The sequence below is a fragment of the Caldivirga sp. MU80 genome (assembly GCF_001663375.1).
Classification (GTDB): Archaea; Thermoproteota; Thermoprotei; order Thermoproteales; family Thermocladiaceae; genus Caldivirga.
Genome location: NZ_LCTF01000019.1, coordinates 15,073 through 36,553 on the forward strand (window position 1 = coordinate 15,073; position 21,481 = coordinate 36,553).

A 21,481-nucleotide genomic window follows, 5' to 3' on the forward strand; every position below is an offset into this window, starting at 1 on the left:
CGTTACTCTTCCTTCTCCGGCATGTAATAGTAGTATTCGCCAACCTCCCTCTGCACCCTATCCATCACCGAACCCCTCTTATTTATCCTAGGCCTACCGTTGCGTGCATCCCTCCTGAATGTTATGTCCTGCGCCTTGAAGAAGGTGTTCATGCCATCCCTAAGACCCGTGGGTGGGTTTGCTATGCCTAGCCTACCGGGCTCACCCTCAAAGACCATTACCGTGGTGCTGACGTAGTCTAGCATGGTTACGTCGTGCTCAATGAAGAGCACCGTTGACTCCCTCTCCTCAGCCAACCTTGCAATAACCCTGGCGGTCCTAATCCTCTGCTCAATGTCCAGGTAGGCCATTGGTTCATCAAGGACGTAGAGCTCCGCATCCTTAAGCAGGGCGGCCGCTATCATAACCCTCTGCAACTCCCCACCGCTCAGCTCGCCCAGCCCCTTATCCATTATTGGGTTTAGCAGTAGGCTGTTGGCTAAGTCCGGCCAGTGGGGCTTCTCCCTATAATCCGGCCCCGCCACCTTGCTTATCAATGCGTTGACCGTGAGGTCAGGGTACTTGACGGCAACGTCCCTAATGTATTGGGGCTTGTAGCTTATCCTAACCTGGCCGTACGGCATGACAACCCCCTCGTCGGGTTGAAGCTCACCGACAAGGAGCCTTGCGAAGGTTGTCTTACCGATGCCGTTAGGCCCCAGGACACCCACAACCTCACCCCTCATTAACTGCCCAGGCTGGGCAATTAGCTTAAAGTCACCGAGCCCCTTGGTTAACCTATCCCACTCCACCATAACCTTCTCCCTCCTAACCTCCCTGGGTGGTGGGGTTGCCTTGAAGGTTATGGCCTCCCTCCTAATCATCATGTTCTCGTTGGTTAAGTAACCCTTGAGGTACTCGTTAATCCCCTCCTTAGCCCCCCTAACACTTGAAACAACCCCATAGGCCCCTGGCTTACCGTAGAGGATGACTACCAGGTCGGCTAGGTAGTCTAGGACGGCTAGGTCATGGTCAATGATTACTATGTACCTGCCCCCCGAGGCCAATTCACTAATAGCCTTAGCCACCCTAAGCCTCTCGGTAATGTCCAGGTGGGTTGTGGGTTCATCGAAGATGTAGACGTCTCCACTCCTAAGCATGGCGGCCGCTATGGCTAGCCTTTGAAGCTCACCACCACTAAGCACTGAGACATCCCTATCCAGCAGGTGGGTTAGGTTCAACTTACCGGCCACGTCAAGCACCTTACCCTCATCGCCACCAACCTTCATTAAGACATCCCTAACCTTACCCTTAACCGCCATTGGTATCAACTCTATGTACTGGGTCTTGTGGATAACCCTCAATTGATTGCTGTAGAGCCTTGTGAAGTAGGTTTGGAGCTCAGTCCCCCTAAACCTCCTAACCACATCATCCTTACCACCGCCACCTGTGCAGAGGTTTGGTATTAGGGAGCCAGCCAGTATGTTGGCTATGGTTGTTTTACCGAGGGCATTCTGCCCAAGCACACCTATTACCTTACCCTGCTTAAGCATGGGCAACCTAAACAACTTAAAGCCACTGGGCCCATACTGGTGAACGCAATCCTCGTCAAGCTCAGAGGGTAGGTTGATTATGGTTATCGCCTCGAAGGGGCACTTCCTAACGCATATACCACACGCTGTACACAGGTCCGTTATCACAGGCCTATTCAACTGCTCATCGAAGTAAATAGCCCTCTTACCAGTCCTAACCACGGGGCAAAACCTAATACACTCCTGACTACACTTCCTAGGTTGGCAAAGATCCTTATCAACAACAGCTATCCTAGTAGGCATTGATACAACACCCGAACCCCCGAATTCTTAGCTTTTTAACACTTTGTACCCAATTAAAATCATGGACATCAGTTTCTCTGACCCTAATCACCCATCATATACCAGCGTGCTCATCACTAAACTAAAGCCACCTAGGAGCCAAAAATTAAACCTAACCTAACAACAGGAAAGCAGAATTAAATTTAACCCTAACCTTACACCCAGTTAAAGTTAACATACCGTTACCATGCATTTTAACTGGTGCGCCTCATAGGTTTAGTTTCAATTAGTTCCTCATTGCTTTTGCATGTTTCATGCAACTCGCCCATTTTGCATTGGACTTAAAACCATTGGAACACTATTTCAATTCCTCCATTACCTTTCAATTGAAACAACCATTCAATTCTACCATCAAAACCATTGGAACACGGATGAACCATACAATGAACCCCGGAACCCTGTTCCAATGGTGACAATTCAAAATAAAAAGAAAAACCTAAAAACCCTAAAAACACAAGAACCGGAGGACCTCAAAGGAGAATTGAAGACTCTTAAAAATGGTGGATTTTAGGGATATTGGTTTGACTAAAAATCCTTATAAAATATGGAACAGAGGAGCACTTGGTGCTCTGGGTGTGGACTACCTTACTATTGGGCTTTTGGCGGCAGTACTGAGTGTGGTTATTAGTGTATTAAGCATTGTTGTTAGCCTAGTGAGGAGTGTTAATGATTTGAGGGAGAGGCTTGCCAGGGTTGAGGATAGGCTAAGTAGGGTTGAGGATAAGTTGAACTGGCTGATGAAAGACTTCATGGTTAGCTTGATTGAGCGATTGAATAAGAGGGGTATTATTGAGGATGTTGATGCATGGAAAATGGCACTTAGAGGTATCGTCTCCACCACAACTAACCCGCTCACTGAGGCTGAGAGGAGGAGGATACTTGAACTTGTTGACAAGGGTGAGGATTTAACGCCCGAGGAGGCTGATGAATTGCTTAGGCTTGCTAGGAAGCTTTACGATGAGTACCGGGAGAAGGACCCTGAAAACGCCATGAAGGCACTTTACTACGCAGCCGCCATACGTGGTAAGGTCTACGGGAAGTACGGTAAAAAACTAGTAGACTAGTTACTGTGGACTAAACTCAAGCCCACCAAGCTTATCAACACAGTCAATACTTCAACATGCTGCCCATGGAGGTGAAGCAGAAAATGCCCCTTGAGCTCATTGATAAGGAGGACTTAACTATTAAGGGGATCAACAAACTACTTAATTAGCTAGAAAACTCTACAACAGGTACATTGATGAGGCACCTGACGCAATAGGGGCACTACTTTAAGCTGCCGCAATGTGTAGAATAACTTAGGAAGTATGTTGAGAAGTTGGTGGGCATAGTGTGAGTTTAATTAACCCAGTTAAGGTATTTAAAATTAGCCCTCCTTCAAACTTATTAACGTGATTATTAACGTGAACCATGCTGCCTTAATACGCTGTGATGATCTCAAGGGGAGAGTTGAAGGTTGACGTCTTAGTCTTGATTAACCTTGCTCATTATTAGTTCCAGGTAGGTTTTGGGTTCTATTGCGTCTTCACCTATGTTCAGCATTCTTTTCGTGAAGTTCACTATCCCCTTGACCAATTCGCCTACTATACCCTGGTCGTTGGTTAGGGTCTCCACCTCGAGGAAGTCCCCTAGCCTGTCAACCTTATCGACGTATATGGTGTAGTTGCCGTAGGTGTACTCATCCCTCTCCTTCCTAATGACCGCAACCTCCCTGAAGCCGAGCGCCTTAAGCATATTGATCACGTTATCCGCCGAGTCAACGTCGACGTTATACTCAACCCTAACCTTACCCTCACCCCCAAGTCTAGGACCCTTGTAGGTTACCGTAACCCTGCCCGACCCATAAACCCTAACCCTAACTGCCTCATCAGTGCTCCTGAAGTCCCTGCATGGGTGATTGAAGTAGTGATCCTCCTCAACGTTACTGCCGATGTGGGTTGCAAACCCCCTAAGCCTATTAACCAGGCCCTTAACGTCCCTTACCCTGAACTTAACCTCAACCTCAAGCATGCGTTAACCATGGGTGCTTATCTTTATAAAACTACGGCTAAATCCTACAAATTAATTGATGGGGCAGTTACATTAGGCCTAGGTTGGTGAGTAGCTCAACGGCGTTGTTCTCACTGGCCAACCTGACGTACGCCTTCTTCTCCCCCTCCATCGTTATCAGTGTCCTGACGCCCACGACCTTAACCTTATACGCCTTCTCGATGTAATCCTTAATCACCTTCTTGCTGGCGCCCCTTGGCACTATGACCGTTAGCGTGTTCTCCCTCTCAGCCAGCCTAATAGCCTTCTCCGTTAGTACGAACCTAACTATGACCGGTTGGGTTGACATGTCACTCACCCATGAATAAGCCCTCTCTCCCCAGCCTCTCAATGGCCCCCTGGGTCCACAGGGTTAACCTACCCGGCGCGCCACCTGGGGCTAGGTGGAGCACACTTAGGTTGTCGACGTAGATTACATCAACGCCGGCCATGTTTCTGACTGCCTTAATCACGGGTGCGTCCTTCCTTGAAACCACCACTAGGGCGCTCTTAGGCTCCTTATACCTCCTACCCCTCATCTTACCCTTCCCAGCCCTAATCCTAACCCTACGTTGAGCCCTGACCACATCACTCCATAACCCGAGGGCCTTGAAGACTGCCTTAGCCTCTGAGGCCTTACCCACGTTCTCGAAGTCGTTCACGACGACCAGTGGTATAGCCTTAACGTCACCTATAACGTGCCCCCTGGCCGCAACCAATTCCCTAATCGCCGTGGCGGCTATGGCAGACCTAATGGCCAGCAACCTCTCCCTCCTATTCACCCTCTCCCAAAGCCTCTTCTCAACCTTAGGTGGGTGGGCCCTCCTACCCTTAACTACGTTTGGGGCTATCCTGGCCCTCGGCCATAGGTTGCCCTTAATCCTAGGCACCCTGGCTATACCCAACCCAGTCCCGAAGCTAACCGCAGACGACCTTAAGCCAGCCTCCGGGTCCGTGCCCTTGGGCTGCAGCCTAGCCGTCAATGCGCTTAACACCGCCCTCCTAATCACATCCGGCCTTATAGGCGTCTTGAATTGGGGCGGTAGCTCAACCTCCCCAATTATCTCCCCGTTGAGGTTGAGTAGCTTAGCCTTAGCAGGGACCTCGTATAGGTTCCTTAACAGTGGGGATAGGTCTATGCTCACCTCAACTCACCCCGCTAATACCCATTGTGCTTACCCACGTTATGTTGGGTGCCTGAACCTGCCTAATATCGTAGTTAAGCGGTGGCCTGATTGGGTACCTTAGGGCTATTAGCCTCTTGACTACACCAGGCACTGAACCTTCAACGAGGATGTAACCGCTCTTGATGATGCCGTAGTGCTTAAACCCACCCTTTGGCGTCACCTCGGCTCCATTGTCGCCTATCTTAAGAATCCTTTTATTGTACTCGGTACGCCTTTGGAAGCCCAACTGCCCCATCCTGGGTTGGGTGAACATGACGGCTGGCTTGGGGCCTATTGTACCAGTCCTCCTCGAACCCTTCCTATGCTTATGCCACCTGGGCAGTTCCTTAACGCCGAACCTCTTGATGACGCCCTGGGTGCCCTTACCCTTAGTCACCCCTACCACATCCACCAGTTGACCTGGCTTAAACACATCCATTGGCTTAACCTCCTTACCTAACAACCCCAGGGCGTACTTAAGAGCCTCATCAATGGCCGGTACCCCGCCTACCGGTATCTCCAGGACTTCAGGCGTCTTCTTACCTATGCCAGCCTTGTAGGGTTGCGTCATGGCTATCACCCTAACGTACTTTATTAAATCAACCATGCTGTTCAACTCCCCAATAGCCTTATCCACGTCAAACTTCTCAGGCAGGGTGGGTATCCTCCTTCTGAGGTACTTCTTAACCTCATCAGGTACGTTGAACCAGGCTTCACCAATACTCCTGAACTCGGCCTTAATGGGGTCAACACCGTACGCCCTCACGCCAACCACGTAAAGTGGGGGTGTCTCTATGACGGTGGCGGCCTCCACAAGCTCCTTACCGAAGAATGGGCTTGTCTTCCTATCATCAACGATTGTGGCGTGCACCATCCCAACCTTGTAACCCACGAAGCCCAGTAGCGTTGGCTTACCTAGGTCTACGGTAGGCCAGTTACGTATCCTAGGCACTATGTCCCTGGCTCTCTTCCTAGGGTAATACGCCATGGATCCCCTCCTAGGTCTATGAATCTTCAACCCCACTACAACACACCTTAGCGGTGGGCTAATGAACGTGGCCTTTTTAAGCTTTATAGATGATGAGGATTAGCCACGGCGCCTATCCCCCACCATTACGGCAATTACGGAAAACACCTTAGCCGCTGGTTATGTGAAAGGGGCCTATTGGATGGGGTTTAAGGTTACCGATGGGATGGAGCTTAAGGTATGCTGAAGAGGCGCTGTTAATGGGGGAGGGGTGCATTAGGCATGGGTGTTTCATTAGTGTACTGTATTAGCTTAAAGTTTAAGTTAAGTAATAAGGCATATTAATCAACGGGCATTAACCCTCCCAGTGAATGTTGAGGATTTGCCGATACCGGGGGTGCTTAAGGAATTCCTGGTGAGTAAGAGGGGCATTAGGACCCTTTACCCACCACAGGAGGAGGCTGTTAGAGCTGGTTTACTTAACGGCGAGAACCTGCTAATGGTGTCGGCCACTGCGTCCGGGAAGACCCTAATGGCCGAGGTGGCTGCGGTCAACAACGTACTGACCAACGATAAGAAGACTATCATAACCGTGCCGCTTAAGGCGTTGGCTTTTGAGAAGCTCAACGACTTTAAGGCCTACGGTGAATTGGGCATTAGGGTAGCTGCATCCACTGGGGATTACAATAGTGAGGATAGGTGGTTGAACTCCTACGACGTGGTGATAACCACCTACGAGAAGTTGGATAGCCTACTTAGGCTTAAGCCCAGTTGGATATGGGACGTTGGCCAGTTAATAATAGATGAGATACATTACGTGAACGATGAGGAGAGGGGGCCGATAATAGAGTCCATAGTGGCCAAGTTAAGGATGCTTAACCTAAAACCCCAATTAATAGGCCTAAGCGCAACAATAGGCAACCCCGAGGAACTGGCCAAGTGGCTCAACGCAAGGCTGGTTAAGTCAGACTGGAGACCTGTAAACCTGAGGGAGGGTGTTTACTACAGGGGTGTCGTGACCTTCGTTAATGATGGTGAGAGGCGTGTTGGTGGGCAGGGTGACCCATTAATCAACCTAACCATGGACACACTCAACGAGGGTGGGCAGGTGCTGGTCTTCTCATCCTCAAGGCAGGGGGCTGTGAGGATTGCCAGGAAGCTGGCCGAGTACATATGCTCATCACCTGTCAGGTACATTGACCCCGAGGAGGCTGGTAAACTGGCTGAGGATGTTAGGGAGGCCTCGTCATCAAGGATACTGGCTGATGAATTAACCAACCTGATAAAGTGCGGCGTCTCCTTCCACCACGCCGGCCTTGAACTTGAGGTTAGGAGGATAATTGAGGATGGCTTCAGGAAGGGGGTGTTGAAGGCCCTCGCCTCAACAACGACCCTGGCGGCGGGTGTTAACCTACCTGCACGTAGGGTTATTATAAACGAGTATAGGCGTTACGAACCGGGCTTCGGTTTCATTGAGATACCGGTCATGGAGTATAAGCAGATGGCTGGTAGGGCAGGTAGGCCCGGGTTAGACCCATACGGCGAGGCCATAGTGGTTGCCTCAAGTAAGGATGAGGTTGATTACATAATTGACAAGTACATTAAGTCGCCGCCCGAGTACGTTAGGTCAAACTTCATGAACACCACATCGCTGAAGTTCCACATACTCTCAGCCATAGCCAGCCAATACGCTGAAACACTGGATGACCTAGTCAGGTTTGTCTCAGGTACATTCGCTGGTTCACAGGGCATGTTTAGCAGCATTCAGGTTAATTCAATTAAAAGGATGATTAGTAGGATTGTTGATGAACTAGTGGACTACGGCTTCATCGTTAAGAGTGGAGATAAGTTTGAGGCCACTGAGGTTGGCTCGGTGGTTAACAGGGTTTACCTAGACCCAGACACGGCACACATCTTCATACTTGGCCTAGGCAAACTGGGGGCCGGTATAGACCTGGATGCGTATTCACTTATGCTCATAGTTAAATCACCCAAGGTACCTAAGGTTAAGGTCAAGAGGGGCGAGTTGGATGAATTGGCCCAGCGGGCGGCGTCAATGTGGGGCTCAATACCCCTAAAACCCTGTGAAGAGGATGAGCTGCTCAACTACCCCGAGGATTACGAGGACTTCCTGTCAGAATTCAAGACCGCCATGGCCCTCCTGGATTGGATTAACGAAAACAGCGAAGACCAGATAATGAAGCTATACGATGTTCAGCCTGGTGATTTAAGGGTCCTCTCAGACCAGGCGGAGTGGCTAGTGAGTGCACTCCAGGAGTTAGCTAGGACGCTTAAATTAGGTGGTGACGTTGTTAATGGGCTTAGGGCGCTTAAGTACAGGGTTAGGTATGGGGTTAGGGGTGAGTTGCTTGAACTAGTGGTTAACCTTGAGGGGGTTGGTAGGGTTAGGGCAAGGGCCCTATTCAACGCCGGCTACAGGACCATTGAGGACCTTGCCAAGGCTAATTTAAGCGAGTTAACCAGGGTGCATGGTATTGGTGAAAGGGTGGCCAGCTCCATATTGGAGCAGGCTAGGCAATTGGTTAATGAGGGTAAGGTGGTTAAATTCACCGAAGCAGCCATTAGTGGGCAGGGTAAGGGCGCTAGGGGTGGTTTACTCGACCACATACTTTAACACGGCCAGTTGGGTATAATTAAATGATGTTTATTAAGCCCTCGCTGCTTGTCAACGTAAAGCTTAAAATCGAACCCAAGCCGGTAATTGGGGATTATTATTGGTATGGAGCCTAAGCTTAAGGAGAAGTCGTGGGATTTGAAGAGGGAACTTGAGCTACTTGAAACCTGGGATAGGGAGCGGGATTCTGGGTTGAGTAAGGGGCAGGGGGTTCGTGAAGGCAAAGTCCTTGTGATAGACACCCCACCACCGTACATGAGTGGTAGGCCCCACATAGGTCAATTCGCCACCTACGCCCAAATGGACATGATAGCCAGGTTCCACAGGATGAGGGGCTACACAGTCATCTTCCCCTGGTACGCCGACAGGAATGGCCTACCCGTTGAGGTGGAGGTTGAGAAGAGGCTTGGCAAGAGGATGCAGGACGTGCCCAGAGAGGAGTTCCTCAGGCTATGTAAGGCTCAACTGGACGAGTACGAGAGGGAGTGGGTTAAGGTGCTTAGGAGGTGGGGCATATCAGCCGAGTACATACCAAACGGGACTGATAGCGTTGAGTACAGGACAATGACCCAGGCGACCTTCATAGAGATGTGGAACAGGGGCCTAATATACGAGGCCGAGAGGCCAACCATATGGTGCCCAAGGTGCATGACGGCACTAGCCGAGCCTGAGGTTGAGTATAGGGAGGAGGATACGCACCTGAATTACATTAAGTTTAAGGTTAAGGAGACCGGCGAAGACTTGATAATAGCCACCACAAGGCCTGAGCTACTGGCCGCAACGGTAGCCGTGGCGTACAACCCAGAGGACGAGAGGTACGGTAGGTTGAGGGGTATGCATGCAATTGTCCCATTATTCAACCAGGAGGTCCCGATAATACCCCACCAGTCGGTTAAGAAGGAGTTCGGCACTGGCGTTGAGATGATAAGCACCTTCGGCGATACAAGGGACTTAGCCATAGTGAATGAGTTGAGACTCCCCATTAGGATTGTGGTCACCCAGGATGGTAAGTTAAAGGGCACTGGCAAGTACGATGGGTTAGGTATTAGGGAGGCTAGGGAGAGGATTGTTAAGGATCTTGAGGCGGCAGGTCTACTGGTTAAGAGGGAGCCCCTTAGGCATACCGTGCCCGTGTGCTGGAGGTGTAAGACACCCATTGAGATAATAGTGACCAGGGAGTACTTCGTCAAGCAGCTTGAGTTCAAGGATAAGCTGCTCAAGGTTATTGAGGACATGAAGTTCACCCCACCGGAGTACAAGAAGATGCTCACTGATTGGGTTAATTCACTTGAGTTTGACTGGCCGATAAGCAGGAGGAGGTATTACGGCACTGAGATACCCATCTGGTACTGCGTTGATGATGAAGGCAACGCAAGGCCCATACTACCGAACCCAGGCAGGTACTATAGGCCGTGGGTTGATGAACCACCGAGTGAGGTTAAGGAGAAGTGCAGGGGCGGTAGGCTGATAGGTGAAGATAGGATACTGGACACTTGGTTCGATTCATCAATATCGTGGATGTATGCCTCAGGGTACACTAGGGATAAGTCACTGTTCAACGCCGCCTACCCAGATGGCATAGTTAGGCCCCAGGGCTATGAGATAATAAGGACTTGGCTATACTACTCAGTCCTCAGGGCAATGCACCTATTCGGCAAGCCGCCGTTCAGGTACGTCAGGATCAATGGTATGGGGCTTGATGAGAAGGGTGAGGCAATGCATAAGTCCAAGGGTAACGTAATAGATTCACTAGCACCAGCCGAGAAGTATGGCGCCGATGCGGTTAGGTTCTGGGCCGCCGTGGCCGGTAGGCTTGGCTACGACTTCAGGTACAGTGAGCATGTTGTTAAGACTGGGAAGGACTTCACCACTAAGTTGTGGAACATAGCTAGATTCATATCACAATTCCCTGAGGTGAATGATGGGTACGAGTTGACTTACTTAGATAGGCTAATCCTCAATGAGCTTAATAGGGTTGCCAGGGTTTACATTGATGGCTTAAGCGGCTTCGACACTTACGAGCCAACAATGGCCATCTACGAATTCCTCTGGCACATCTTCGCTGACCACTACATAGAGGCCGTTAAGTCCAGGGCCTACAATCGCGATGGGGCGTTCACAGAGGCTGAGCAGAGGGGTGCCTGGTTCACGCTGCATAGGGTCCTCGACTACTCGCTGAGGATGCTTGCCCCAATTATGCCATTCATAACCGATGCAATATGGAGGGGCATACATGGTAGGAGCATACATGGCGAGTTCATTAATGATCCTGAGGGCTACGATGAGGCAATGGGTAAGGCGCTTAGATTGTTTATGAACCTCAACAGTTCAATATGGGGCTTTAAGAACAAGATGAGGTTAAGCCTAGCCGAGAGGCTCAACGCCGTGGTCTACGCACAACCTGAACTTGAACCGTTGAAGAGGGAGCTTGAGAGCATGCATAAGGTCAGCTTCAGCTTCACTAAACCACCCAGCGAGGCTGTTAACATAGGTGAGGGCATCTACATACTTATGCCTAAGAGTTAGGCATTACCGGTAAGACCCATTTCTACGTGGTGACCCTCAAAGCACACTGGTCTCTCCTTAGCTAACCCTTGACTTAACCCATGAATCATTCACATTACCGACACCTCATGGCGCTTGATTAGGAGACATTGCGGCATAACTCATTTTTGTAAATCCTGCGGGTGCCCACTAACTTAGTCTCGACATTCGTATCTAATGCGTTTAACCACTATGAAATACCTTTGAACGTGCCGAGTTTAATATAGATACGCTGTTTTCCTTATTTTACACACAGGTAATGCTTTTTAAGCTTCCCATTCGTCCGATTAATCATGAGCCTTGGTGAGCGTGAAATTAGGGAGGTTAAGGAGGAGTGGGATTCACCCATGGGCCGGTTGAGGATTTGGAACGTGAATAGGTTTGAGGAGCTTGGGTTTAAGGTGTCTAGGTTACCGATAAGCATTAGGATACTGCTGGAGAGCGTGGTGAGGAACTACGATGGTAAGGTGGTTAAGGTTGAGGATGTGGAGACCCTGCTTAAGTGGGATCCTAAGGCCCAGTACCCCAAGGAAATACCATTCATACCAGCAAGGTTGATCCTACAGGACTTCACAGGGGTTCCACTTGTGGCTGACCTGGCCGCTATGAGGGATGCGGTGGCTGGGTTGGGTAAGGACCCCAAGGTCATTAACCCACTCATACCCGTGGACCTTGTCATAGACCACTCAGTCCAGGTGGACTACTTTGGGGTGTCTGACGCCTTAAGGTTGAACATGGAGCTTGAGTTTGAGAGGAATAGGGAGAGGTACGTGTTCCTGAAGTGGGCTCAATCAGCCTTCAGCAATTTTAAGGTTGTGCCACCTGGTAAGGGGATCATACACCAGGTCAACGTTGAGTACCTGGCCAAGGTAGTCTTCGTCAATACTGCCAATGCCTCAGCCTACCCGGACACAGTACTCGGTACGGACAGCCACACCACCATGGTTAGTGGTATTGGGGTTCTTGGGTGGGGTGTGGGTGGTATTGAGGCTGAGGCCGTTATGCTTGGGCAACCACACTACATAACGATACCCCAGGTGGTTGGGGTTAAGTTGATTGGTGAACCCAGGGAGGGCGTCACGGCAACCGACATTGTGCTCAACATAACAGAATTCCTTAGGAGGAGGAATGTGGTTGGTAAGATCGTTGAGTTCTACGGCCCAGGCATTAAGGCGCTCCCGGCGTGGGATAGGGCAACCATATCCAACATGTCGCCTGAGTACGGTGCAACCACGGGCCTATTCCCCGTTGATGAATTAACCCTAAGCTACCTAAGGCTAACGGGTAGGGATGAAACCCACGTTAAGCTTGTCGAGGAGTACCTTAAACACGTCGGCCTATTCTACACCGACAACTATGACCCAGCCTTCAGCGAAAACTATCAATTTGACCTAAGTGAGGTTGAACCAGTCATAGCTGGCCCAAGGAACCCAGATGAGAAGATACCTCTCAAGTCCGCTAAGGCAATGGTCTCCAAGCTTATTGATGAGTACGCCAACAGTAGGGGTGGTAAGAGGAGTAGCCTAGTCAGCATTAATGACATTGAGGTTAAGTTGAGCGATGGGGCAGTCGTCATAGCCGCCATAACCAGCTGCACGAACACTAGCAACCCAACAGTCCTAATTGGGGCTGGTTTAATGGCTAAGAAGGCTGTTGAGAAGGGGCTTAGAACCAAGCCCTGGGTTAAGACCAGCCTAGCCCCAGGCTCAAGGGTAGTCACGGACTACCTAACGGCAGCCGGCTTAATGCCTTACCTTGAGGCCCTTGGGTTCCACGTGACTGGGTATGGGTGCACGGTATGCATAGGCAACACGGGCCCATTACCCGAACCCGTGGCTAAGGCGATTAGGGAGAACGACATATACACCGTCGCTGTTTTGAGCGGTAACAGGAATTACGAGGGTAGGATACACCCGCTGGTTAAGGCGGCTTACCTAGCATCTCCAATGCTCGTGGTGGCCTATGCACTGGCCGGTAGGATAGACATAGACTTCGATAATGAGCCACTCGGCTACGATCCAAATGGTAGGCCAGTGTACCTGAGGGATATCTGGCCAAGCATGGATGAGGTTAACTCCGTGATTAAAAGCATGGTGACGCCGGAATTGTATAGGAGAAGGTACGCAGACGTATATAAGGGTGATGAATTGTGGGAGGGGCTTAAGGCCCCAAGTGGCTTACTCTACCAGTGGGACCCATCCTCAACCTACATAAGGAAGCCGCCATTCTTCGAGAACATAACCCCAGAACCACCACCGCTGAGGGATATTAAGGGGGCTAGGATACTGCTACTCCTCGGCGATAAAATAACCACAGACCACATTTCACCGGCAGGCTCAATACCACTCGACAGCCCAGCCGCCAAGTACCTAATGGAGAGGGGTGTTAAGCCCAGTGAGTTCAACACATACGGCTCAAGGAGGGGTAACCACGAGGTCATGGTTAGGGGCGGGTTCAGCAACGTCAAGCTCAGGAACCTCATGGTCAATAAGGACGGAGGCTACACAGTGCATTGGCCGGATGGTAAGGTGGCTACAGTCTACGAAGTTGCGATGCAGTACCAGTCCGAGGGCGTCCCACTGATTGTGTTCGCAGGTAAGCAGTACGGCTCAGGGAGCAGTAGGGATTGGGCGGCTAAGGCAACTCTACTGCTGGGCGTTAAGGCTGTCATAGCGGAGAGCTTTGAGAGGATTCATAGAAGTAACCTAGTGGACATGGGGGTGTTGCCAATTCAACTACCCGAGGGAGTAAGCTGGAGGGGCCTTGGGTTAACAGGCAACGAGGTGGTTGATGTATTGGGTATTGAGGAGGGGCTTGAACCAAGGAAGAAGCTGAGGATTAGGATAACCAAGCCCAACGGTGAGGTTAAGGAGGTTGATGCAGTGGCCAGGCTGGATAACGAGGTTGAGGTTGAGTACTACAGGCACGGTGGCATACTACCCTACATGCTTAGGAAAATTGCATTAGGCTACTGAAACAATTAATGATAAGCACAATTCTCCTCGGGTTTGGAGCTAATAGCCTATGTGTTTAAAATAATGCTGAAGATACCTAGACTTTCAAGATGGCCGAGGAACTATGGCTTAAACTGAGTTAAATAACCATGGCTAATAATTACTCACAGATGCTTTCATTATATTTCGAGGGACCTTTTTAATTATGTGGTTTTAACATGAACCTTGCATCAACAACATACGAACCCTTGCCATTCTCAAGCATTATGACTGGGTTTAGGTCAGCCTCAGATATCTGTGGGTTATCTACGATTAGCCTGGAGAACTTGACCATTATGTCAACCAGTGAGTAAATATCCCTCCTCGGCATACCCCTGTAACCGATTATCAACTGGTACGCCTTGGTTTCCTTAACCATGCTTAAGGCATCATCCTCAGTAATGGGCGCAATCCTCATTGACGTATCCCTATACAGCTCCGTTAAAACACCCCCCATGCCGAACAGCACCACAGTCCCGAAGATGCCGTCTCTTAAACCACCGACAATGACCTCAAGGCCCCCTTGAACCATGTGTTGAACCAGGTAACCGAAGACCCTGGCGTAGGGTGCCAGGCGCTTTACGTTACTGCTCACCTCCTGGCATGCCCTCTTAACCTCATCATCACTGCTTATGTTCAATGCTACACCGCCGACATCAGTCTTATGCATTATGTCTGGGGAAATCACCTTAATGGCCACTGGGTAACCCACCTCGTTTGCCGCCTTAATGGCCTCCTCATAATTAGACACAACCCTGTACCCTGGTGTCGGTATGCCGTAGGCCTCAAGTAGCTGGTAGGCCTCGTGGTCAAGTAGCTTAAACCTACCCTCCGACAGGGCCTTAACAACCAGATCGTGGGTCATGTCACTCCACCTCTTCCCTAAGCATCTTCCTAATCCTACTATACTCAACCAGGGCCCACAACGCCCTGGCCCCCCTGTCCGGTGTTGCATAAACCGGTATTCCACTGTTCTCCAGAGCATCATTGAACTTCTCCATTAATGCACTTCCACCGAAGGATACCACGACCATGGGTTTACCGTACCTCTTAGCATCAATTATGTAGTTGACCAGGTTTGGTGTTAGCCCTGGTATCTGCATTAAAGCGACTATTAGAGCCATGTCAACGTAGCTGGTGGGTAAGATGGAGTCTAGGACTATCTTGTAGTACTCATCGGTGGCACTCCCAGTGACGTCAACAGGGTTCCTGACTATGGCTAGGGGTGGCAAGTATTTCCTGAGCATTGACTGCATTGTTTCGGGTAACTCAGGGACCTCAAGGCCAAGCGTGGATAATGTATCAACTGCCTGAATACCCATACCACCACTATCCGTGAGGACCAGCACCCTCTTACCCCTCGGCAATGGCTGTGTGGCCAGGGCCTTGGCTAAGTCAAACATCTCCCTAACGCTGTTAGCCTCTATCAAGCCTGCCTGCCTAAAGGCACCCCTGTAGATTTCGTAATCCCCAGCTAAGGCTGCTGTGTGACTAGCCACTGCATGCACGGAAGCCTTAGTCCTACCTGCCTTGTAAACAATAACAGGCTTAACCTGAGCAACCTTCCTAGCGGTCTCAAGGAACCTTAAACCCTCCCCAGGGTACTTCAAACCCTCCATGTACATTGTGATAACTTTCACGTTCGGGTTGCCGGCGAAGTACTCCAGCAGCTCAGATTCACTCACATCAATCTTATTACCGTAGTTGACAGCGAGACCTATCCCAAGCTTCCTCCTAGACGCCCAGTCAAGTATAGCCGCAGCCACAGCCCCTGACTGGCTTATCAACGCTATTGGACCCTTGGGCGGCCTCCCCATCCTATCCTCGGGTAGGAAGAAGGTGTCAAGCCCATTCTCCGCGTTATAAACCCCTATGCAGTTTGGCCCAAGTACCCTAACCTTAGAGTCCTTAATTATAGACCTAACCTCATCCTCAAGTCTCCTACCCTCATCCCCAACCTCACTGAACCCACCGCTAATTATTATCAAAGCCTTAACCCCCTTCTTAACCGCATCCACAACCACCTGGGGAACCACGGGGGCCGGGACTGCTATGACGGCTAAGTCCACTTCATCATCCACGTCGGTTAGGCCCTTATAGCACTTAACGCCGTTTATGGAGTCGTACCTTGGGTTAACTAGGAATACCTTACCCTTAAACTTACCCAGTAGGTTAACCATTATGACATAGCCTACGTGACCCTGCTTGGGTGTTGCACCAACCACGGCCACTGATGATGGGTGGAATAATGCATCAATATTACTCCCCCTAAGGCCTGATTCACCACGCAATACCTCGGTAGCCATATAGCACTATATAAGCACCAGCAGTTTAAATATATTCCCGGCAATGCGAAGGGTTTATTATTAAAGGGGGTTAGGGACCCCGTTAATGAACCAAGCCAGCACCAGGCCCAGTGGTGTGGATTACTTAGAATTCTATAGGGATGAATTAACCGACTACCACATATACAAAGCCCTAGCTAGTGTTGAGAGGAATGCCAAGAGGAGGAGCGCCCTTGAGGAGATAGCCTCAACCGAGTTGAGGCATGCCGAGTACTGGGCGTCGAAGGCTAAGGGGGCGGGTCAAGCAGTTAAGAATCCCCATACACCCATATTTAAGGTGATCTTCTACCTGCTGCTTAGGGTGATTTTTGGCCTTGCCGTGGTTGTTAGGCTTAGGGAGAGGGAGGAGGATGAGGCCATAGCTAGGTATGTAAATGCCAGAGACTCCATGAGGGATCCCAGCCTAGACGATATAATTAGGGATGAGGTTATCCATGAGGATTATTTCATAGAGGAGGCCACCCAAATGAGCACCCGTTTTAACAATATAAGGGACTTCATATACGGCATGAGCGATGGATTGGTTGAGGTTATGGCCGCATTAGCCGGGTTAGTGCCAGTGGTGACTAACCCTCTACTCATAGCCGTAGCCGGCCTGATCGTTGGGGTTGCTGGTACAGTGTCCATGACCATCGGCGCCTACATGTCTGTTAAAGCCCAATCAGAGTTAATGGATTACAAGGTTAATAAGGTTAAGACCACCCTAAGACTACTGCCCATTGAGGCCGTTAGGGATAAGGTACGTGACATACTTAGAAGTAGTGGTGTACCTGAGGATAAAGCACTGGCGATAGCCAGCGAACTTAGTGAGAATAGGGATGCAGCACTGGACATGGTTATAGCGAAGGAGCTTGGGTACACTGGCTCAACCGAGGACGCCATTAAGTCGGCCGTAAGCACAGGCATATCATACATAGTGGGTGCAGCGCTAGTGATTGCACCATTCCCCACCGTTGGGTTGGTGGCCGGTAGATTCGTAGCCCTGGCAACCTCAATAGTACTCATGGTTGTAGCCACAACGGCGTCGGGCGTATTCACCGCTGTTTCAAGTAATGCCAGGATAGGCAGTACGGTTGCTAGGAACGTGGGGTTAAGCCTACTGGCATTAACGGTAACATACCTAGTGGGTTCACTGGCGCACTTACTTGGGGCATCCGTAGCTTAAGTGCAGTATTCACCACCCACCTAAACATGGTGTGTTGTTAATCATAATTCCAGGTCCGGCCAATACCTCCTCATGGCGTCTAGGTCTAGGTCAATACCTAGCCCAGGTTCATCACCAAGCCTTATGAAACCATTCTCAATTATCCTCCTCTTAGGCTTAATTATCTCACCCCAAAATGGAACATCATGACCATGGAACTCGAGTACACCAAACGTGTTTGCAACCGAGGCTACGTGGGCGTGGGCCATGGTACCTATTGGTGATGCGGTGTTGTGGGGTGAGTACTCTATGTCGTACATGGATGCTAACTCAGCTATCCTAACACCCTCACTAACCCCACCAGCCTTAACTATGTCAGGAGCCCAAACCCTAACCCCGACATTCAGCAGATCCTTGAATTGGTTAACCGTGTACATGTTCTCACCAGTTTCAATAGGTACACTGCAGTTTTGGGTAATTAGCCTAAACTCATCAAGGTTGCTTACGGTTATTTGAGCTGGTGTTGGATCCTCTATCCACCTCGGCCTGTACTGCTCAATGGCCCTACATATCCTTATGGCAGTGTTGACGTTATACCTCCAGTGAAGGTCAAACATTATATCAACGCCATCGCCCACGGCCTCTCTAATGGCCTTAACTATGGACGCCAGGTAGTCAATGTCCTTAAGCGTTAACTCGCCGCTCATTATCAACCTGGGGTCTGTGTACGGTGTTGGAACGTCTAAGTCGAATTTAATAGCCGTGAAACCCTCATTAACCATCCTCCTGGCTCTATCCGCATATGCCTCTGGGCTGTAGTCCTCATTCCACTTCTCCATGGATAACCTTCCATGTATAGGGTTATTGGATGTAACTAACCTACCTGTTTCAACCTCAGCCCCACTGAGCCATGGTAACTGTTCAGGGAGCAGTAGGGAGTTCATGGCCTCAAGGCCCTTGCCACCATGGGCATCAACGTAAACCCTCACCTCATCTCTATAACCCCCTAATAACCGCCAAATTGGGACGTTAAGGTACTTACCCACCAGGTCGTATAGTGCTATGTTTATGGCCGAGGCCAGGTGGTATGTTGTCGTACCAGCATGTAACGTAGCCCACCTAACCTTCTGCTCAATACGCCTAATCTTAAGCGCATCCTCACCTAGGAGCAGCCTCTTAAAACGCTGCCCCATATCCTTAAGCCCAGGGGCTGGGCCGGCTTCACCTGTACCATAAAGGTCACCTGCGTAAACCCTAACGAAGGTCCATTCAAAGTTAGCTTGAACAGTAGCAACCTTAAGGTCGGTTATTTTTAACTCCCGCATACCATAATCCCCCACTACCCCTTTAATGCATTAATTCATTACCCAGGGCATTACCTTATTGCGTATAGGGCTACGTCACCCTCCTTAATCACCCTTAGTAATCCCCGCCTCCTGTAGTACTTCAGTATGGCTTCCGCCGTTATCAAGGCCTGTAGGTAAAGCCCCCTCTTAACACCATATTCACGTATTAACTCACTTGCAAACTCGCAAATAGTCATTGGCCTCTCCTCAAGTATAAGCCTACCTAAATTCAATAGCTTATTTATGGAATTCATGGATGTGTTTATGAATTCCTTAATTTCATCACCCTCGAGGACCCTCTTAGCGGGGGGTAAGTAATTATGCCCAGGTACAAGCATCTTGACGCTAATACTCTTAAGCATATTCAGTGTGTTAAGGTAATCGTCAATCGATGAAACTTGAGGTATGGAGTCGGTTACCTTAGATCCCCTTATCCCTGACCCCTGCACCGCATCCGAAGTGAACATAACCCCATTGGCGATGCAAACCACCGTACCCGATGTGTGGCCGAAGGCCTCTAGGCACTCGACACCATTAATCCTCAACACACCCCTAAACGACTCGTGGATAACAGGTGAACCAATCTTGGCCCTAAAATCCTTTATTAGGGATTCTACCAACTCCTGGTCAAAGCACCTCCTATACCTAAGTGGAAAGAATGAGTCAACGTTCACCAGGTTGCTGTATAGGAAGCCCCTCGCCACATCATGGGCAATCACCTTAACCCCCCTATTGGCTAGGTACGCGCTCCCACCGGCGTGGTCTTCATGGGGGTGCGTCACTATGGCCACCTTAGGCAACCCAATGGCGTTAACTACATCCTCAATTATGCCGATCGTGGCTGTATCCAGCAATACCCCAGAACCCTTAACATAAACCATGTTAAGCTCCACATCACCGTAGTACGTGCCCACTAGGTTAACCCCACTGGTCAGCTCCTTAACAATAACCTCAACCATTACTGCTAAGCCTAAGTAAGCTATTAAACGTTAACCCTTAACCCTGCCAAGTACTTTGATTACCGCTGAGAAGTCCTCATTACTAAGCCCCATGGCCTCGGCGATCCTATACAGTTGAAGGGACAGCGACGCCAGCGGTATGGGGACCCCCAGCCTACTGGCCTCTTTACTAACTAAATCGAGGTCCTTCCTCATGTGTTTGGTTGCGAATTGGACGCTGAAGTCCCCCTTAATCATCTTAGGTACCTTAAGCTCTGATGTGGGGGACCTGGCGCTGGATAACTTAACCAACACATCCGTTATTACATCACCGCTGAGCCCCATTGCCTCACCTAGGTTAACCACCTCAGCCAGGGCGGCTACGTATGAGCCCAATAACGCATTATTCACAAGCTTGGCGTATAGTCCATAGCCGTTTGGCCCAACGTGAACCACAGAGCTGGCGAAGTGGCTAACCACCTCACGGGCCTTCTCGAAGGCCTCATCCTCACCACCCACCAGAACCACGGCTTGGCGTCTCTCCACCAACACTGACGTGCCTATCACCGGTGCATCAACCATTAAACCACCCCTCCCCTTGACAACGAGTAGACAAGCCCCACCCTTTAGGGTGGGGTTACCCCACTGCGTGGGTTTCATAGCGATAGGTTTATTAATCCCAGCTCCGTTAGAGTTTTAGTGCTCGGGGTGGTGCCCCCGAGAGGGGGTTTTCCCTACGTCAGATGAGCCGGTGGGGCGATACCCCACCATTCATCACCACCCCAGGAACGAAACCATTAACCCCCAAAGAGGGGGTAACGCCCAAGACCCCAGCAGTGAAACCCCGTCCCACTGGGACGGGAAGGGGTCATAAGCTTAGCCAACTCTATTGATGGTGATATGGTTGACATCTCGATGACTAGGGATCTGCCCTTAACCCCATTAAGCACTCCACTGTCGCCGAGCATCACAGCCTTAACTGCATCGTCGTCTGAAACTATGGATAAGACGACATCCACATCCCTAGCCAACTCAGCTGGGTTACCGTAAACCTTAACCTTAAACTCCTCGGCGAAGGCCCTCGCCTTACTAGGTGTCCTATTGTAAACGCCGCGGAGTAGGCCATCCTCCCTTAGTACCTTGGCTATCCTCCAACCCATGGTACCTAGGCCTATCACACCAACTGTTACCATAATCCATAAGGCGTCTAATCGTAATTAAACTTATCGCACCATCGCTGTTAGGATGCATAAAGTATATTTACCAAGCTAAGCGTCACCACCATGGAGCTGGATCCAGCGGTGGCCCGCCTGGCGTATACCTTGTCCATAATGTTCCTGGTGCTGGCCCTCTTCGCATTACCATTCAACCTGCATGTTGAGGCGGCGTTGATAATAGACCTAGTGGTCATAGTCATGCTAGTGGCCTTCCTAATATTCGTGATTATCAGCGTTAGGAGGAGTCGGTGAGCACTGCTTCACTTAAAAACCTCATTAAGGGTTAAGTGGCTTACCGTATCAAC

Annotated in this window: 17 protein-coding genes; 6 read left to right on the plus strand and 11 right to left on the minus strand. The window is 50.1% G+C overall.

Going from position 1 to position 21,481, the window contains the following annotated elements; all coding sequences use genetic code 11:
• Positions 1–2: 2 nt before the first annotated feature.
• Positions 3–1,814 carry a ribosome biogenesis/translation initiation ATPase RLI gene (locus tag AAX04_RS06635; RefSeq protein WP_066795877.1) on the minus strand — a complete coding sequence of 604 codons (1,812 nt, stop codon included), beginning with the start codon at positions 1,812–1,814 and terminating at the stop codon, positions 3–5.
• A 614-nt stretch (positions 1,815–2,428) separates the two neighbouring features.
• Here AAX04_RS06635 and AAX04_RS06645 point away from each other — a divergent pair.
• Complete coding sequence (locus AAX04_RS06645) at positions 2,429–2,917, plus strand: hypothetical protein (protein WP_066795883.1); 489 nt, start codon at positions 2,429–2,431, stop codon at positions 2,915–2,917.
• A gap of 400 nt (positions 2,918–3,317) precedes the next feature.
• On the opposite strand, the gene cyaB is transcribed toward AAX04_RS06645, so the two are convergent.
• The 4 genes from cyaB to AAX04_RS06665 all read right to left on the minus strand — a co-directional run bounded on the left by cyaB (position 3,318) and on the right by AAX04_RS06665 (position 6,071).
• The gene (gene cyaB / locus AAX04_RS06650; protein WP_066795886.1) at positions 3,318–3,863 is read right to left on the minus strand and encodes a class IV adenylate cyclase; all 546 of its coding nucleotides are present in this window, start codon (positions 3,861–3,863) and stop codon (positions 3,318–3,320) included.
• A gap of 67 nt (positions 3,864–3,930) precedes the next feature.
• Positions 3,931–4,191 carry a 50S ribosomal protein L23 gene (locus AAX04_RS06655; RefSeq protein WP_066795889.1) on the minus strand — a complete coding sequence of 87 codons (261 nt, stop codon included), beginning with the start codon at positions 4,189–4,191 and terminating at the stop codon, positions 3,931–3,933.
• A gap of 1 nt (position 4,192) precedes the next feature.
• The gene (gene rpl4p, locus AAX04_RS06660; protein ID WP_066795892.1) at positions 4,193–5,026 is read right to left on the minus strand and encodes a 50S ribosomal protein L4; all 834 of its coding nucleotides are present in this window, start codon (positions 5,024–5,026) and stop codon (positions 4,193–4,195) included.
• Position 5,027: 1 nt separating this feature from the next.
• Positions 5,028–6,071, minus strand: a complete 1,044-nt coding sequence (locus AAX04_RS06665) for a 50S ribosomal protein L3 (protein WP_084761241.1) — start codon at positions 6,069–6,071, stop codon at positions 5,028–5,030.
• 310 nt (positions 6,072–6,381) lie between these two features.
• Here AAX04_RS06665 and AAX04_RS06670 point away from each other — a divergent pair, with 310 nt between their 5' ends.
• From AAX04_RS06670 to acnA, 3 genes are all read left to right on the plus strand, one after another.
• Positions 6,382–8,649, plus strand: a complete 2,268-nt coding sequence (locus AAX04_RS06670) for a DEAD/DEAH box helicase (RefSeq protein ID WP_066795894.1) — start codon at positions 6,382–6,384, stop codon at positions 8,647–8,649.
• A 105-nt stretch (positions 8,650–8,754) separates the two neighbouring features.
• Complete coding sequence (locus AAX04_RS06675) at positions 8,755–11,175, plus strand: valine--tRNA ligase (RefSeq protein ID WP_066795897.1); 2,421 nt, start codon at positions 8,755–8,757, stop codon at positions 11,173–11,175.
• A gap of 311 nt (positions 11,176–11,486) precedes the next feature.
• On the plus strand, positions 11,487–14,168 hold the full coding sequence (gene acnA, locus AAX04_RS06680; protein ID WP_066795900.1) for an aconitate hydratase AcnA: 2,682 nt from the start codon (positions 11,487–11,489) through the stop codon (positions 14,166–14,168).
• A gap of 178 nt (positions 14,169–14,346) precedes the next feature.
• Here acnA and AAX04_RS06685 read toward each other — a convergent pair whose 3' ends face one another.
• Positions 14,347–15,051, minus strand: a complete 705-nt coding sequence (locus tag AAX04_RS06685) for an acetate--CoA ligase family protein (RefSeq protein ID WP_066795903.1) — start codon at positions 15,049–15,051, stop codon at positions 14,347–14,349.
• A 1-nt stretch (position 15,052) separates the two neighbouring features.
• The gene (locus tag AAX04_RS06690; RefSeq protein WP_084761242.1) at positions 15,053–16,492 is read right to left on the minus strand and encodes an acetate--CoA ligase family protein; all 1,440 of its coding nucleotides are present in this window, start codon (positions 16,490–16,492) and stop codon (positions 15,053–15,055) included.
• Between the two features lie 85 nt (positions 16,493–16,577).
• Here AAX04_RS06690 and AAX04_RS06695 point away from each other — a divergent pair, with 85 nt between their 5' ends.
• Positions 16,578–17,696 carry a VIT1/CCC1 transporter family protein gene (locus tag AAX04_RS06695; protein WP_066795906.1) on the plus strand — a complete coding sequence of 373 codons (1,119 nt, stop codon included), beginning with the start codon at positions 16,578–16,580 and terminating at the stop codon, positions 17,694–17,696.
• Between the two features lie 41 nt (positions 17,697–17,737).
• Here AAX04_RS06695 and AAX04_RS06700 read toward each other — a convergent pair whose 3' ends face one another.
• The 4 genes from AAX04_RS06700 to AAX04_RS06715 all read right to left on the minus strand — a co-directional run bounded on the left by AAX04_RS06700 (position 17,738) and on the right by AAX04_RS06715 (position 21,152).
• Entirely contained in the window at positions 17,738–19,000 is a 1,263-nt protein-coding gene (locus tag AAX04_RS06700; protein ID WP_066795909.1) for a mandelate racemase/muconate lactonizing enzyme family protein, read from the minus strand.
• A 50-nt stretch (positions 19,001–19,050) separates the two neighbouring features.
• Positions 19,051–19,980: an MBL fold metallo-hydrolase gene (locus AAX04_RS06705; protein WP_066795912.1), complete on the minus strand. Its 930-nt coding sequence runs from the start codon at positions 19,978–19,980 to the stop codon at positions 19,051–19,053.
• 30 nt (positions 19,981–20,010) lie between these two features.
• Positions 20,011–20,619: an NAD(P)-dependent oxidoreductase gene (locus AAX04_RS06710; protein WP_084761243.1), complete on the minus strand. Its 609-nt coding sequence runs from the start codon at positions 20,617–20,619 to the stop codon at positions 20,011–20,013.
• A gap of 137 nt (positions 20,620–20,756) precedes the next feature.
• The gene (locus AAX04_RS06715; RefSeq protein WP_084761244.1) at positions 20,757–21,152 is read right to left on the minus strand and encodes an NAD(P)-binding domain-containing protein; all 396 of its coding nucleotides are present in this window, start codon (positions 21,150–21,152) and stop codon (positions 20,757–20,759) included.
• A gap of 90 nt (positions 21,153–21,242) precedes the next feature.
• Between AAX04_RS06715 and AAX04_RS06720 the strand changes: the two genes are divergently transcribed.
• Complete coding sequence (locus AAX04_RS06720) at positions 21,243–21,428, plus strand: hypothetical protein (RefSeq protein WP_066795915.1); 186 nt, start codon at positions 21,243–21,245, stop codon at positions 21,426–21,428.
• Positions 21,429–21,481 lie beyond the last annotated feature (53 nt).

Coding starts and splice junctions, on each gene's coding strand:
- AAX04_RS06655 (WP_066795889.1), bottom strand. CDS start 4,191: ATGTCAACCCAACCGGTCATAGTTAGGTTCGTACTAACGGAGAAGGCT.
- AAX04_RS06715 (WP_084761244.1), bottom strand. CDS start 21,152: ATGGTAACAGTTGGTGTGATAGGCCTAGGTACCATGGGTTGGAGGATA.
- AAX04_RS06675 (WP_066795897.1), top strand. CDS start 8,755: ATGGAGCCTAAGCTTAAGGAGAAGTCGTGGGATTTGAAGAGGGAACTT.
- AAX04_RS06690 (WP_084761242.1), bottom strand. CDS start 16,492: ATGGCTACCGAGGTATTGCGTGGTGAATCAGGCCTTAGGGGGAGTAAT.
- AAX04_RS06685 (WP_066795903.1), bottom strand. CDS start 15,051: ATGACCCACGATCTGGTTGTTAAGGCCCTGTCGGAGGGTAGGTTTAAG.
- acnA (WP_066795900.1), top strand. CDS start 11,487: ATGAGCCTTGGTGAGCGTGAAATTAGGGAGGTTAAGGAGGAGTGGGAT.
- AAX04_RS06695 (WP_066795906.1), top strand. CDS start 16,578: ATGAACCAAGCCAGCACCAGGCCCAGTGGTGTGGATTACTTAGAATTC.
- AAX04_RS06720 (WP_066795915.1), top strand. CDS start 21,243: ATGGAGCTGGATCCAGCGGTGGCCCGCCTGGCGTATACCTTGTCCATA.
- AAX04_RS06710 (WP_084761243.1), bottom strand. CDS start 20,619: ATGAAACCCACGCAGTGGGGTAACCCCACCCTAAAGGGTGGGGCTTGT.
- AAX04_RS06700 (WP_066795909.1), bottom strand. CDS start 19,000: ATGCGGGAGTTAAAAATAACCGACCTTAAGGTTGCTACTGTTCAAGCT.
- AAX04_RS06705 (WP_066795912.1), bottom strand. CDS start 19,980: ATGGTTGAGGTTATTGTTAAGGAGCTGACCAGTGGGGTTAACCTAGTG.
- AAX04_RS06635 (WP_066795877.1), bottom strand. CDS start 1,814: ATGCCTACTAGGATAGCTGTTGTTGATAAGGATCTTTGCCAACCTAGG.
- cyaB (WP_066795886.1), bottom strand. CDS start 3,863: ATGCTTGAGGTTGAGGTTAAGTTCAGGGTAAGGGACGTTAAGGGCCTG.